The organism is Paenibacillus sp. JNUCC32 (assembly GCF_014863545.1).
Classification (GTDB): Bacteria; Bacillota; Bacilli; order Paenibacillales; family Paenibacillaceae; genus Paenibacillus_AQ; species Paenibacillus_AQ lautus_A.
The window spans coordinates 4,980,486-4,994,382 of record NZ_CP062260.1; the positions used below are offsets into that span (position 1 = coordinate 4,980,486).

Consider the following 13,897-nt stretch of genomic DNA (forward strand, 5'->3'; position numbering starts at 1 on the left):
TTTCCTGTATCTTTAGGATACCTCGGCTCTTTGCTGCACGAAACGATTATTATGGCACACGAAAGGGATGCTGATCTTTATCTATTATGAATTGCCTCTTCTACAGGAAACAGCATGTGGAAAATATCGCTCTCTTGGTCACGCCCCTCACCGCACCCGTTCAGTCGGTATTCGATTCCCTGTTCCGTCTGCTCCGCTACCAGCTCCTTGCAGAATTCGACGGATTTTACCGGCTTCCCCAGCGGGTCATGCGTAGTATCGAGCCGATGCCGGATGAACTCGCCTTGGTAACCATGCTCCAAATCATGAAAAATGGGGCTGCCCTCTATTGTATACAGCGTCAGCTGTACAGAAGCTGGCTGCTTCTCCTCCACTTGCTTCACGAATTGATCCCATGCCTCCCGGTTGGCAATCAACCCATCTAAACTAAATACAACATCCCCATTCTTCTTGGCCTGCTCAGGCGTATATCGCAATTGATCGATCAATTCCGTGAGCTGGGCTGTCAACTGCTCGGTCAACGTATATCCTGTGCCGGTATCCGTTATATAGGTAAACATTCCACGTTTACTGTCGGGTTCTAGCCATAGATGAATGGATGTGCTCTCCCCGTCAAGGTGAATCACCGCATCATAATCCGGTTCTCTTACATCCATGATTCCCTGCATCCTCACCGCTGTCCGGATGGCTTCATCGAACACCTCAACGTCCTTCACGCTATCCAGCGTTCCGAAAATACCCGAACTGACTTTACCGAACCCCTGACCGCGGTGGATCGTTACATAATCTTGGAGTTGGCTATCCTCCTCCATTCCTGAAGTTATGGCTCGTTCCCCTGTTTCGGAAGACCTCTTCACATCCCCATCCTTACCGAGACCGCAGCCTGTCAGCAGCATCGTCAAAACCATCACCCATAGCAAGACCGTTCCCCTATTCGCCAGCTTATATTCCCTCATGATCCCCATCGCAACATCACCTCTACCATTCAGACGTATGACAATGCCCATTTGTTACCAGAAGATGGTCACCTTTTCTTCATCTTGTATCTCATGGCATTAAACGCGGCTGCTTGATCATCGGTAAATCATGCGGAGCGAATCCTGCGGACCCTGATCATGATTGGACTTCCTCATGACATCGATCACGTCCCCGCCCCCATGAATTACAGTAACTTTTTCGATTTTTCTCTTCCTTCATGTCCTTAATCAGTTATGCTATGAATAACAGGATCGAAACGTACGAGGAGGAAAGAAACGATGGCTATTCACTGGCTGGAACCGGATATCGCCGAATGCACCCGAAGAGGAATCGCCTACTTTACGTCGGAGCTGGAGATGGCGAATGGCCTGCCCTGCAAAATGTACCGCATTACCGAGAAGTTCGGGAGTTTATCCGATCATATGCATGACTATCTTCAAATCTGGTATGTCAGCAAAGGCGAATTCATCCATACGCTCTATGGCCAAAAATACCGGATGGTCCAGGGCAATATATTCGTGCTCCCTCCTTACAGCGTCCATCGCGTGGAGATGGTCCCCGGGAAAGAACTGGAGGTGCTCGGGTGCGAATTCATGCCGGCCTTCATTAACGAACGATTGGAGGGAATGCCGGACGAGCCGCAGCTGTTCGACCTTTCCTTCATCAAGCCTTTTGTCACGACCGAAGACCGCGTCCCGCTCAAAATCACCTTGACCGGCGGCAGTGACCTAGTCGTTAAGGAACTCCTGACCGAAATGCTGAACGAGTTCGGAGGCCGGGGCCCCTTCTTCGATATTCTGCTGAAGGCCAATCTGCTGAAGCTGCTGGCGATCGTGAACCGCGAGCATGCCGAGCAAAGCAAGCATATATCGGTAACCGCGGGCAGCGCCCCGTATCGGGAGCCCATATTGGAATCCGTTCAATATATCCACGACCACTTCGATCAGCCCCTGTGGCTGGAGGATCTCTGCGCGCGGACGATGATGTCCCGGACGAGCTTTTGCCGACGTTTCAAGGAAGTGACAGGCTGGACCTTCAGCCAGTACTTGGCCAATTATCGGATACGAATGGCAATGCGGCTGCTGACGGAGCCCGAGCTGACGGTAACCGACGTGTGCTTCAAGGTCGGGTTTAACGAGCTTCCCTACTTCTGCCGCATTTTCAAAAAATACACGGGAACGACCCCCGCTTATTATAAAAAGAACGCTTTTAAAACCGTGGACTAGCGCCTCGGTACGATAATCCAATAAATAAACACGATAGTGAAATCGAAGCGATCGCGCACATGCTATACTCGGGGCAAGCAATAACGAAGAATCAAGCGACAGGCTCATGTCATCACTGCATCATCAATCCACGATTTTGGAGGAGAACCGATGAACAAAATTACAATTGCCGTGATTGGCTGCGGCACGATTGCGAACAGTGCCCATATCCCCGCCTACATGGCCAACGAAGATGCCGAGATCAAATATTTCTGCGATATCTTGAAGGACCGGGCCGATGCCGCCGTCGCCAAATACGAATGCGGCCAAGCCATCGAAGATTACAACCAGATCCTGAACGACCCTGAGGTCGACGCGGTATCGATCTGTACGCCGAATGACGTCCATGCTTCCATCGCCATCGATTGCTTGCGGGCAGGAAAGCATGTATTATGCGAAAAACCGGCAGCCCGCACCTACGCGGAAGCGCTGGAGATGCAGAAGGTTCAGCACGAAACGGGCAAAACGCTCAATATCGGGGTGGTCAACCGTTACAATGAAAGCGTAAACAGAATCAGAAAAATGATCCAAAACGGCGATCTTGGCGAGCTGTATCACGTTTATGCCAGCTTCCGTTCCCATCGCTCGATCCCGGGTCTCGGCGGCGCCTTCACGACCAAAGCCATTGCCGGCGGCGGCGCGCTGATCGATTGGGGCGTTCACTTCCTCGATGTCGTGATGTACTGTACGGGCGATCCGAAGCCGAAGACCGTCTCCGGTCAGGCTTATTGCAAGCTGGGCAAAGACATGGAGAATTACACCTTCCTCAAAATGTGGGCAGGTCCGCCGAAATATGACGGCACGTATGACGTCGACGATTTTGTCACGGCCCTCGTCCGCACGGAAGGCCCGACCATTTCCCTGAACGGCGCATGGGCGCAAAATATCGGCGCCGAAGAAATGTTCATCGACTTCCTCGGCGACAAAGGCGGCATCCGGCTGAAATACGGCGCGGACTTCACCTTCTACACCACGGAGGACGGCGCATTGATCGAAACCACGCCGAAATTCAATCTCGGCAGCATGTTCCAGAATGAGATCGACGGATTCATCCGCTGCATTCAAACCGGGGAGAAACAGCCTTCGCATATCGATACGGTCATCCTCTCCTCCCAGATCATCCAGGCGATTTACGACTCGTCCGACCAAGGCGCGGAGGTTTCGCTTCAGCCCGTTGCCCAGAACAGCCTATAACCTATAGTTCGAACGCCAGGGAGGCCCTTTATCATGAAAAAAATCGGATTCATCGACCTGCATTTGGACCAGTTCCACGCGAACAAATATCCCGGGTGGATTGAGCAGGCATCGGAACATGCCATGAAGGTCATGTACGCCTACGGCAAGAGAGACAAAGAGAACGGGCTCACGAACGCCGCCTGGAGCAAGGAGTTTGGAATTGAGCTGCTGCCCACGATCGAAGAGGTGGTGGAGCGCAGCGATTACCTGATCGTGCTGTCCCCGGACAATCCGGAATTCCATGAGGAGCTGTCCCAGCTGCCGCTGCAATCCGGCAAGCCGACCTATATCGATAAAACGTTCGCGCCTGACCGCGAAACGGCCATCCGCCTGTTCGACCTGGCGGCAAAGCACGGAACGCCGATGTATTCGACGTCCGCCCTCCGTTTTGCCAGCGAATACCGTGAGCTGGACCGAAGCGATATTCAAACGATCAGCAGCTGGGGACCGGGCGCCTTCGCCAATTATTCGATTCATCAAATCGAGCCGATCGTCAGCCTGATGGGGACCAGCCCGAAGCGGGTGATGTACATCGGAACGCCTGACTCCCCTGCCCTGCTGATCGATTTCGGGAACGGACAGCAAGCCACCGTGAATCATCTCGGGGATAATTGTCCGTTTACCTTGGGGATAAAAAATGGCGACGGGGGCTTCAAGCAGGTCACCGCGAATTCGAATTTCTTCGCCTTGTTCATCGAGAATCTGGTGAATTTCTTCGAAACGGGCGAGCCTGCCGTCAACCCGGCAGAAACGGTCGCCGTCATCACGATTATCGAGTATGGATTGAAGGCGGCCGACACCCCTTATGTGTGGGTGGATTTGCCTCAATAGCAAAACCAAGGGTTCGTTACACATAGAAATATATAAAAAGAGCTGCTCCAACTGGCCGTAAGGGCCTGAGGGCAGCTCTTTTTCATAAAACCAAGCCAGCTTTGAAATCCAATTCTGAAGAGTTACACTTCTTTCCGCTGAAAATAGACGAAGCCCGCGAGAAAGAACAGTAGAAACCCTCCCACCACGACGGTCATGAGGCTTTCGAACGGCAGGTTGAATGCACCGAAATCGGCTTGACCCGCGGGCATCATCGCCAGAAACGGCTGCGTCCACGGATAGTAAGGGGCATACGTCTGCGAGTTGGCTACCAGCATGTTCGGTATGGTGAAAACGACGTTCAATGCCAGCGGAGCGGCAAAGCTGCTCCAGGCCGTTGAGACTCCAAGCTGCAGCGCGGCAAGCGGCAAGCAGGCGACCCAACCGCCAAGCAGGCAGCGCAGCAGCATTTCCCACGGAATCGGAGCATCCACCTTGTGGATCAAACCGGCTCCCAGCACGGCGCCCATGAACAGTAACTGGACGACGGCCAGCAGCATGGCTACCACCGAGAATTTCGCAAAATAGACGGCGCCGCGTGAAACCGGCAGGACGAGCAGCTGTTTCCATCCCCCGCCCGAATGCTCATACCGGCATACCATGGCACTGAATATCCCCGTCAGAATCGGGAGCAGCAGCATGGCATGCAGAATGATCATAATGCTGATCAGATATTCCCAAGGCGCCAGCTCCTCAGGCTTTCCGTTTAATATGCCTAGCAGCATGACCAGGACCGCGCACAGGAAGATTTGCGGCCACAGCTTCGATTTCGACAGCTTAAGCCACTCTGCGGATACCGCTCTTAGATAGGATGCCATCTTAGTCCACATCCTTTCGGTTAAAATGAATCAGGCCAGCGCATGCGATCACCGCGCCCAGCAGCAAACCCGCTCCGATGACGCGGGCTTCTCCCGGCCCCATGTAAGCCAGCAGCGGCCATTTTAGCGGCATCCAATCAGGAAACTGCAGGGCGAACATCGACACGACCGAGGCGGTAATCCCGATTCCGACCGCGATCCCCTGGTTCTTAAGCGTCAAAGACGTCCACAGCTGAAAGGCCAGCATGGGAAGCGCCGCGAATAACTGCACAAAGCCAATGCGCAGCAGATCGACATACGGCATTTGATCTGCCCCCATCCCCAGTATGATGCCGAGTACGGCGGTGCTGATCGACAGAAGAAAACAGGATACGCAGAGAATCAGGAAGGCCTGCACGAACTTGGCACTGAATACCGCCGTTCTGGATATAGGCAGTGCCAGTAGCTGCTTCCACGAGCTCAGCTGATGCTCCACGTTGGCCATCAGCGAGCAGACCAGCGTGATCCCGAGGAACAGGGCAATCGGCACAAAGAAGAGCACGTTCTCCAGCAGCCCGCCCCAAGGATCCGCCGCGTAGGATTTCATCAGGTAATCGTATCGAAGTCCGAAGTTCAGCCCTTGCATCGCTGCCAGCCCGACGGGACCGAGCGCAGCGAGAAACCAGATGCCTTTGCCCCGGATCTTCAGCCAATCGGCGGAAAGCGCACGGAACATCATACCCGGCTTCCCTCCCCTACGATCTGCATGAAGATATCCTCCAGCGACCTCCGCTGCTCTTCCACCCGGTATACCGCATGCTGGTTCTCCACCAGGCGCTTCACGAGCAGCGCGATTTTGGCATCCTGCATGCTCTCCAGCTCCAGCATCTGGTTCCGCAGGACGCCTTCGCAGCCTAAGTCTAGGGCTAGTCCAAGCGCTGCCTCTGGCTCGGATACCGATAAGCGGAAACCGCTGGACGCCGTGGATACCAGATTGTCGATCGTATCCTGGAACACCATCCTTCCTTCGCGGATAATGCCGACTTTGTCCGCCATCTGCTCGACCTCGCCCAGCAGGTGACTGGATACCAGCACGGTAATGCCGTATTGGCGCGGCATATTCTTGATCAGCTCCCGGATTTCATGGATGCCGGACGGATCCAGGCCGTTGGTCGGCTCGTCCAGAATGAGCAGCTCCGGATTGTTCAGCAGGGCGGCCGCGATGCCAAGACGCTGCTTCATCCCAAGCGAGTATCCCTTAACCGGGCGCTTGGCCTCCTTCGTCAAGGAGACGATCTCCAGCACTTCCGCGATGCGGGATTTCGGGCCGCCGGTAATCCGGCGGATCGCTTCCAAATTCTCTACGGCCGTCAAGTGGCCGTAATACGATGGGTACTCCACGAGCGATCCGGTCCGGCGCAAAATGTCCATTTTTTCGCTCTTTAAATCCTTGCCGAATAAATGAATCGCGCCACGCGTCGGTTGAATGAGTCCCAGCAGCATGCGGATGGTCGTTGTTTTCCCGGCGCCGTTCGGGCCGAGGAAGCCGTAAATGTCGCCGCGGGCGATCTCCAGGTTCAAATCCACGACCGCTGCGCGCTTTTTGTATATTTTATATAAGCCTTTTGTTTGAATGACGAGTTCCGTCACGTTCATCACCTCAGGTATACATCCTACATGTCCAAGGTTAAATGCCGGTCGGCCCCAAGTTTAAATTTTCTTTAAAAAAGCGGGCAGCCTATCCAACGTTTTAACAAGTGTCCGTATATGATATAATTAATTTGCCGAAACGCTTATGGCGTCCGTACAGGGGGGCTACCTGACGCTGATGATGGCATGCCGATCACTTTTCTCTCTCATCGATCGATTCACCGTTACGATTGGAGCGTGGTTAACCATGAATATGCATGTTTTCGTTCGCCTTGATTTCAGAATGGATCTCTCTTTGAGTCTAGCAGCTGTAGCCTGCCTTGCTTATGAACCCAGTTCACTGACGAGCTCGTGAAACTCGAGCGAAAAGCAATGGTACGAAGACGCCTTATAGGGCGTCTTTTTCTGTTATTGGCAGCAAAAAAAAGAGGAACCGATAATCGTGCCGGCTCCTCTTTTTATCTATTCAACCCAGGCCTCAGCACCCCTGATGGAATGCTTGATAGCCCAGCGCTTGATTGCTCAACGCTTCCAGATGCGGATCCTCGTTCCCTCCTCCGAGCTTTCCACATGGCTTTCCAGCCCCATCTCCCTGGTCAGGTGGTCCACGATGGCCAGGCCGATGCCCGTGCCTTTGTTGCCGGAATCGCTTTCGATCCCCGGTCCATGGTCCGAAATGACGAGGACGCCCTCAAATCCTTCCCTCTCCTCGGTATGAATGCCGATGTACTGCCCGGATCGGGCGTGGCGAGCGACATTTTGGAACAGATTATCGAGGAGCCTCCGGAACCACAGCACGTCTACGTTCCAGTGGAGCGGCTCGTCTCGCACCTGGATGTCAGGCTCGATTCCCGCCTTCTCCCATACCGGATACCAGGCTGCGGCGCTTTCCTTGACGATTCGCAGCACGTCTGCAGATTCCATGTTCAGCTGCACTCTGCCGCTGGTCAGCAAGTTGTAGGACAGCAGATTGTCGATCAGTCCGCCCAAATCGGCGATTTTCGATTCAATGAGTGACAGCGATTCTTTCCCCTTCGGGCTCAGCGGCTCCCTTTCCATGGAGAAAATATGGCTTCGAATCACCGTCAGCGGGGTTCTGAGATCATGGGACAGATTGGCGATCAGGGATTTGCGCAGCTCTTCTTCCTCGCGCTGGCGGCGCTGCCCCTCTTCCAACTGGATGACCATATCGTTATAGCCCTCTTCCAGCTGTCCAATCTCGTCATACTTGGTTAACGTAACCGGCTGCGGTATGCCCGTCGTCGCATGGGACGACGTCATGGCCGAACGAAGCCGCAGCAGCCGCTTGCGTATACGCACGAAGAACAGCCAGGAGACCAGAATGAACAGGCCGGACATCGACGCCGTGAACAGCCCGTACAGCGCCGTCTCACTCGCAATGGGCTGCTGGACATTAAGGTATTTTCTCGGCAGCTGCATGACCATGAAGCCTTCTCCCGATCCCTCTCCCCCGATAAAAGCCACGGAGGTGAACGGGTCGCTATCCAGGGAGTTTTTCATAAATTGCACGGTATAGGGCGCGCTCCATACCTCGGGCAGGTTAGGCTGCACCGGCAGCTGCAGCCTGGTCTTATTGCCGCCATCCACCCAGAACATGGAGATCTCCGGATACTCCTGCCGTATCGAATTCAGCTTCTGCTCAATGGCCTCCGGCGAAGCTCCGCTTAATCCGGCTGCTTCCTCGTGCCACATTCTCTCTAACGCGGCACCGCTGGTATATTTCCCGGCCGGGGCCGGCGGCCGATCCGAGAAGGTATCGTTCACGAACCAGTAAAAAATCGACGCTAACGGAAACATGATCGGCATGAAAATCATGGCCATCAAAATCAGCAGCAAATACCGGTTGGTCAGCGAATTGCGGAACCTTCCCTTCTTCCTTTTCCATCTCATGCTCTCACCCGGTAGCCAAGCCCGCGAACGGTCTCAATAATCTCCGGGTTGGCGGGGTCCCGCTCGAGCTTCTCCCGGAGATACCGGATGTGGACCATCAGCGTCTTGTCCCCTTCGATATATGATTCTCCCCAGACCGACTCGTATATTTGCTCCTTGGTCATGACACGCCCCTGGTGCTGGAGCAGATACATAAAGATTTGATGCTGTTTGCCGGTCAGCAGCGTCTCCTCGCCGGTATCCTCGTTCACGATCCGATTCTCGTCTTCATATACCGATAAGTGCTTCACTCGGATGGGCTCCGCGGATTTCACGACAGACCGTCGCAGAAGCACCTCGAGACGGGCAGCCAGCTCGTCCGGGTGAAAAGGCTTTGTCAGGTAATCGTCGGCGAACTCAAGCCCCTGCAGCTTATCGTCAATGGAGGTTCGCGCCGACAGCATCAGCATGGGCAGTCCGGGATAGGCCTTTTTGAGACGCTGCCCGACCGTAAAGCCGTCCAGCCCCGGAAGCATGACGTCCAGAACAACGACCGCGCACGGAGCCGCTTCCTGTACGGCCTGTTCTCCGCTCAGCAGCCACCGCACCTCGTATCCCTTGTCCCTGAGAAATTCGCTGACCCATCCGCCGATCTCCCGGTCATCCTCAATATATAGAATGCATGCGCTCATGGTAAATCTTCCTTTCCGTACGAACATTCGTATCTCCCCATGAGGGGTTATTCTATAGCCTTTAAGTCAAAAAAAGGCCCTTGCAAGCTTTTTTTTATGTATGCCGTAAATTCATCTTTTGTCATTGTAACATGGGATCCCCGATGTTCATGCATCCGATTTGCTAACCTGCCGTGCTCCCTCGGGAATATCCTGTTCTCCGGCAAACCGGCGGAGCTTCTGGAGAGCCCGCATTCCGTGACGACCAATTATTTGCGGCAGTTTCGGGCTTAGTCCTCAGAGTAGCCTAAGGGCTTGGATGTCAAACAAGACCCCGAGCACGCCTCCTTCAAGGGGCTCGGGGTCTTGTTGTGTTTTGCTGGATAAGGCAGGATCGCAGCCTATTCCAAAATAACGGTCGTATAAGGCGGCAGTGTTAAACTGCTGCCGTCCCATGCCGCGCTGTCGTCGGTGGTTCTCGCCAATGACCGGAAATCCGCAGATCCGTTCTTTGATGCCAGGTCCACGGTCTGCTCCGTGCCTGAAAGGTTATGAACCACTAAGGCCCCGCTCTCGTTTGTCCGGCGGATATAGGCCATCACTTGCTGGTTCCCTGACGCATAAGATTCAATCGTGCCGCTGTTCAGGGCAGGCATCTCATTCCGCCACCGGATCAGCGTGCGATAGCGGAACAGCAGGGAATCCTCGTCTCCGGTCTGCTGCTCTACGCCTTGGACCTGATCGCCGCGGTTATGCGTAAGCGGCTCCCAGGTCGTCTGTCCCTTATCGCTGCCCGTATTGGACCAGATCATCGGCTCCCGGATCTGCTCGTCCGGCTTCGCTCCCTTCATCCCGATCTCTTCGCCGTAATAGATAAACGGATTTCCCGGCATCGTCAGCAGGATGCCGGCAGCCATCTTGGCGTGGTTCACGTCATCCTTCAGCTGGGACATGACACGGTTCATGTCATGATTCGTCAGGAAGGCAGCATCCGTAAACTTGCCGTCCGATACCTGACTGAACAAGCCATATGTCCGCTCCAGGGTGAAGGCCAGGTTGTTATCCTTCTCGTTCATGGCGGCACCGACGATGCTCTCGCCCAAGCCGAAGTTGAATCCGGAATCAAATGCATTCTCCAAATACGGCGCGATGACCGCAGCGGAATTATCCCAAATCTCCCCGACGATATAAGCCTCCGGGTTCACTTCATTCATGCTGGCTCGGAATTCCTGCCACCAAGCCGTATTCTTGGCCGTGGTCGCCTCGCCCTTATCGGACATCAGATCCTCGTAAATATGCTTGGCTGCATCGATCCGGAAGCCGTCGACGCCCAGCTCCAGCCAGAACTTCCCGATATCCTTCATCTCCTCGCGGACCTTCGGATTATCGAAGTTCAGATCCGGCATCCCGCCCCAGAACGTGCCCATGTAATGCGCCCCGTTCATCTCATGCCAAGGGGAGCCGCTTCCCGCCGCGCTGGATCCGGAAGGCGTTTTCCCTTGATCCTCGGCCCAGATGTACCAATCGCGGGTGCCCGAGGCCTTGTCTTTCGCAGCCTGCTGAAACCAAGCATGCTCCGTGCTCGTGTGGTTGACCACCAGATCCATAATGATCTTGATCCCGCGCTTATCCGCTTCGGCAAGCAGCGCCTTAAAGTCATCCAGCGTCCCGTAATCCGGGTGAATGGAACGGTAGTCGGTCACATCATAGCCGTGATAGCTCGGCGAAGGATGGATCGGCATCAGCCAAATCCCCGTCACGCCAAGATCCTCCGAGGTTTCCGGATTTCCGTCATTCAAATAATCCAGCTTCTCAGTGATCCCTTGCAAGTCACCGATCCCATCCCCATCGGAATCATAGAATGAACGCACGAAAATTTCGTAATAGACGTCGGAAGGCTGCTCATCCACCTCCGTTTTCCCTTCTGGCGCAGGCGCTTTCGTATCCGGCTGTTTCAATTCCGAAGCCGCCGGCGGCTTCGCTTCCTCTTGTGGCGCAACCGCGGTGCCGCTGCAGCCTGCAAGCAGGCTTCCCGTAAGCGCAAAAGCCGTAAGCCATATCGGCAGAGCCCTGCGTCTTCCCCATGTATTTCGTATCACGCTGTTTCCCCCTGTTCGCTCACGAAGCTGATATTCATCGAGTCATTCCGCTTATGTAATGTACAGTATTTTCATGTATAATCAGAAAGCGCAAACGTTTGAATTAAAAAGCACTAGATATTTCCAGTAAAACGGTTACATAATAGGGTCTGGCTTTAATTCCATCTTCGTCGGTAGATAACGGCCTGTTTTTGATCTCACTCTATCATAACCCACACTTTCGTTTTGTTAAATCGTTTGCACAATGCCATTTTAAGTTGTTTTCCGGTTTTTTCTGGCCATAATACCGGCCTTCCTTCCGTTTTCTAATCCTTGCTTCTTTTTTGATGCATTTGTGAAATAATTGCGTTGGACTGACTTGGATACGTATTTACAAGCCTATCGATTAACGTTAATATAGCAGTGTGAAACCGTTTAACATACCGGATCAATATGCCTTTAGATCAATAGGTATCCACGTATACACAGGGCCTGACAGACCCACAATTTAATAAAGAGGAACGGTCGGCGAACAGCGGAAAGTTACTCTTGTGAAATAAGGGAGACTCCAGTAGTCGCTTTCTTATTTTCAAAAAAACGCAAACGGTTCCACTGGAGGTCCTATTATGTCAGTAACGATAAAAGATGTCGCAAAACGAGCGGGCGTATCCCCCTCCACCGTCTCTCGGGTGCTTTCCAACCATCCAAGAATCAGCCGCGAAACCTCGCGCAAGGTGAAAGAGATCATGGAGGAAATGGGCTACCATCCCAATATTATGGCCAAGAGCCTTGTTTCCAAAACGACAGAAAGCATATGCGTCATTCTGCCGAAACCCGCGGAGGAATTGTTCCTCAACTTATTCTTCATGGAGCTGATCCGCGGTATCGTCACCCAAGCGAACCGTTCCGGATACGATGTCGTTCTCAGTTCGGGCGGCAACGAGAAAGAGGAAGTCGAAGCCGTATCCCGCCTTCTTAACGGCCGCCGCGTCGACGGCGCCATCTTGCTTTACTCCAGGCAGGACGACCAGGTCGTTGATTTTCTGAAATCGAACAACTACCCGTTCGTGCTTGTCGGCCGGAGCGAGAAATATCCTGACCTGTTATCGGTCGATACCGATAATGTGCAGGCAGCCTATGATGCAACCAAGCATTTGATCTCGCTTGGGCATCAGCGGATCGGTTTTGTCAGCGGGCCGCCAAACCTGATCGTATCCCAGGACCGGATGAAGGGCTACGGAAAGGCACTCGCCGATGCAGGTCTTGAAATGAGAAAAGAATGGATTGTCGAAGGCGAGTTCCTGCAGGAGAGCGGCTATCGCGCCATGTCCTTTTTCATGAACCTGCCCGAGCGGCCGACGGCGCTTGTCATTGTCGACGACATTGTCTCTTTCGGCGTGGTTCGCGGACTGCACGAGCTGGGGTATAAAGTTCCCCAGGACGTATCGATTATCAGTTTCAACAACATCTCATTGACCGAACTATCGACCCCGCCGCTGAGCAGCGTTGACATCGGCATCTATAACCTGGGTTATACCGCCTCGCAGGCGTTGATCCAGACGATTCGCAACGATGACAACACGATCCTGCCGCACCGCTATATTATTCCGCATCGATTGATGATCCGCGAATCCTCGATGTTTTCGCCGCCGAAATCTTGAGTGTCGACGAATTTGCGGAGCATAGCAAGAAGTACTTCAAAATAAAGAAGCATCCTGGTGCTTCCTTTATTTTTGCAGCTTGGTTCAAACGTTTGCACTAATTCCTTAAGGAGGATGATCATGTCAACCCTATCCGCTTGTTTATTCGATCTGGACGGTGTGCTCGTGGATACCGCCAAGTATCACTACATTGCCTGGAAGCGTCTTGCCGGAGAGCTTGGCTTTGAATTCACGGAGCAGGACAACGAACGCCTGAAGGGAGTAAGCCGCATGGCTTCCCTCGATATTCTGCTTGAGGTTGGCGGAGTATCGCTGGATGAAGACGCAAAGCTGGCGCTGGCCGAGAAGAAGAATGCTTGGTACGTCGAGTATATTTCCAATATGGACGAATCCGAGATTTTGCCTGGAGCCCTCGAATTTATCCAAGCCTTGAAAGACCGCGGCATCAAGGTTGCGCTGGGCTCCGCCAGCAAGAACGCGATGCTGATCCTGAACAATACCGGCCTGACGCCTTACTTCGACGCCATCATCGATGGAACGAAGACCAGCCAAGCAAAGCCGGATCCCGAGGTATTTACGCTGGGAGCTCGCGAGCTTGGCGCCGACCCTGACGCCTGTGTCGTATTCGAGGATGCCGAGGCCGGAATCGAAGCCGCCATCCGGGCGGGAATGCGCAGCGTCGGCATCGGTTCGCCCGAAACCTTGGGGCGCGCCAACCTCGTCCTTCCTTCCCTGGAAGAGTTAACGGTGGACCGACTGCTGGAGTTATAAACGTGTGAGCACATGCGTTTACAGCATTCA

The 13,897-nt window shown here is 53.8% G+C and carries 12 protein-coding genes; 5 read left to right on the plus strand and 7 right to left on the minus strand.

What is annotated here, in order from left to right; genetic code table 11:
* Positions 1–77 precede the first annotated feature (77 nt).
* Positions 78–965, minus strand: a complete 888-nt coding sequence (locus JNUCC32_RS22095) for a YhfM domain-containing protein (protein ID WP_192569852.1) — start codon at positions 963–965, stop codon at positions 78–80.
* Positions 966–1,256: 291 nt separating this feature from the next.
* Between JNUCC32_RS22095 and JNUCC32_RS22100 the strand changes: the two genes are divergently transcribed.
* The 3 genes from JNUCC32_RS22100 (at position 1,257) to JNUCC32_RS22110 (ending at position 4,310) form a co-directional block, all read left to right on the plus strand.
* On the plus strand, positions 1,257–2,204 hold the full coding sequence (locus JNUCC32_RS22100; RefSeq protein WP_012818813.1) for an AraC family transcriptional regulator: 948 nt from the start codon (positions 1,257–1,259) through the stop codon (positions 2,202–2,204).
* Positions 2,205–2,354: 150 nt separating this feature from the next.
* The gene (locus JNUCC32_RS22105; RefSeq protein WP_009591335.1) at positions 2,355–3,437 is read left to right on the plus strand and encodes a Gfo/Idh/MocA family protein; all 1,083 of its coding nucleotides are present in this window, start codon (positions 2,355–2,357) and stop codon (positions 3,435–3,437) included.
* 33 nt (positions 3,438–3,470) lie between these two features.
* Positions 3,471–4,310, plus strand: coding sequence for a Gfo/Idh/MocA family protein (locus JNUCC32_RS22110; protein ID WP_012818812.1), 840 nt, complete (start codon positions 3,471–3,473; stop codon positions 4,308–4,310).
* Between the two features lie 122 nt (positions 4,311–4,432).
* On the opposite strand, the gene JNUCC32_RS22115 is transcribed toward JNUCC32_RS22110, so the two are convergent.
* The 6 genes from JNUCC32_RS22115 to JNUCC32_RS22140 form a co-directional block, all read right to left on the minus strand.
* Positions 4,433–5,167, minus strand: coding sequence for an ABC transporter permease (locus tag JNUCC32_RS22115; RefSeq protein ID WP_009591339.1), 735 nt, complete (start codon positions 5,165–5,167; stop codon positions 4,433–4,435).
* 1 nt (position 5,168) lies between these two features.
* Positions 5,169–5,885, minus strand: coding sequence for an ABC transporter permease (locus tag JNUCC32_RS22120; RefSeq protein ID WP_192569853.1), 717 nt, complete (start codon positions 5,883–5,885; stop codon positions 5,169–5,171).
* The gene (locus tag JNUCC32_RS22125) at positions 5,882–6,802 is read right to left on the minus strand and encodes an ABC transporter ATP-binding protein (RefSeq protein WP_371860443.1); all 921 of its coding nucleotides are present in this window, start codon (positions 6,800–6,802) and stop codon (positions 5,882–5,884) included. The genes JNUCC32_RS22120 and JNUCC32_RS22125 overlap by 4 nt, the downstream gene beginning before the upstream one ends.
* A 516-nt stretch (positions 6,803–7,318) precedes the next feature.
* Positions 7,319–8,707: a sensor histidine kinase gene (locus JNUCC32_RS22130; protein ID WP_192569854.1), complete on the minus strand. Its 1,389-nt coding sequence runs from the start codon at positions 8,705–8,707 to the stop codon at positions 7,319–7,321.
* A complete protein-coding gene (locus JNUCC32_RS22135; protein WP_192569855.1) occupies positions 8,704–9,378 on the minus strand; it encodes a response regulator transcription factor in 675 nt (224 codons plus the stop codon). The genes JNUCC32_RS22130 and JNUCC32_RS22135 overlap by 4 nt, the downstream gene beginning before the upstream one ends.
* A 380-nt stretch (positions 9,379–9,758) precedes the next feature.
* Complete coding sequence (locus tag JNUCC32_RS22140) at positions 9,759–11,456, minus strand: alpha-amylase family glycosyl hydrolase (RefSeq protein ID WP_192569856.1); 1,698 nt, start codon at positions 11,454–11,456, stop codon at positions 9,759–9,761.
* A gap of 605 nt (positions 11,457–12,061) precedes the next feature.
* Here JNUCC32_RS22140 and JNUCC32_RS22145 point away from each other — a divergent pair.
* Together JNUCC32_RS22145 and pgmB are read left to right on the plus strand one after the other, a co-directional pair.
* Positions 12,062–13,096, plus strand: coding sequence for a LacI family DNA-binding transcriptional regulator (locus tag JNUCC32_RS22145; RefSeq protein WP_009593335.1), 1,035 nt, complete (start codon positions 12,062–12,064; stop codon positions 13,094–13,096).
* A 120-nt stretch (positions 13,097–13,216) separates the two neighbouring features.
* Positions 13,217–13,867 (plus strand): beta-phosphoglucomutase, encoded by a 651-nt coding sequence (pgmB, locus tag JNUCC32_RS22150; RefSeq protein ID WP_012818805.1) that lies wholly within the window; start codon positions 13,217–13,219, stop codon positions 13,865–13,867.
* The last annotated feature ends 30 nt before the right edge of the window (positions 13,868–13,897 follow it).

Bases quoted from the DNA above. Each gene is read 5' to 3' on its own strand.
- JNUCC32_RS22120 (WP_192569853.1), bottom strand. From the start codon at position 5,885: ATGATGTTCCGTGCGCTTTCCGCCGATTGGCTGAAGATCCGGGGCAAA.
- pgmB (WP_012818805.1), top strand. From the start codon at position 13,217: ATGTCAACCCTATCCGCTTGTTTATTCGATCTGGACGGTGTGCTCGTG.
- JNUCC32_RS22130 (WP_192569854.1), bottom strand. From the start codon at position 8,707: ATGAGATGGAAAAGGAAGAAGGGAAGGTTCCGCAATTCGCTGACCAAC.
- JNUCC32_RS22110 (WP_012818812.1), top strand. From the start codon at position 3,471: ATGAAAAAAATCGGATTCATCGACCTGCATTTGGACCAGTTCCACGCG.
- JNUCC32_RS22095 (WP_192569852.1), bottom strand. From the start codon at position 965: ATGGGGATCATGAGGGAATATAAGCTGGCGAATAGGGGAACGGTCTTG.
- JNUCC32_RS22135 (WP_192569855.1), bottom strand. From the start codon at position 9,378: ATGAGCGCATGCATTCTATATATTGAGGATGACCGGGAGATCGGCGGA.
- JNUCC32_RS22125 (WP_371860443.1), bottom strand. From the start codon at position 6,802: ATGAACGTGACGGAACTCGTCATTCAAACAAAAGGCTTATATAAAATA.
- JNUCC32_RS22145 (WP_009593335.1), top strand. From the start codon at position 12,062: ATGTCAGTAACGATAAAAGATGTCGCAAAACGAGCGGGCGTATCCCCC.
- JNUCC32_RS22115 (WP_009591339.1), bottom strand. From the start codon at position 5,167: ATGGCATCCTATCTAAGAGCGGTATCCGCAGAGTGGCTTAAGCTGTCG.
- JNUCC32_RS22105 (WP_009591335.1), top strand. From the start codon at position 2,355: ATGAACAAAATTACAATTGCCGTGATTGGCTGCGGCACGATTGCGAAC.
- JNUCC32_RS22100 (WP_012818813.1), top strand. From the start codon at position 1,257: ATGGCTATTCACTGGCTGGAACCGGATATCGCCGAATGCACCCGAAGA.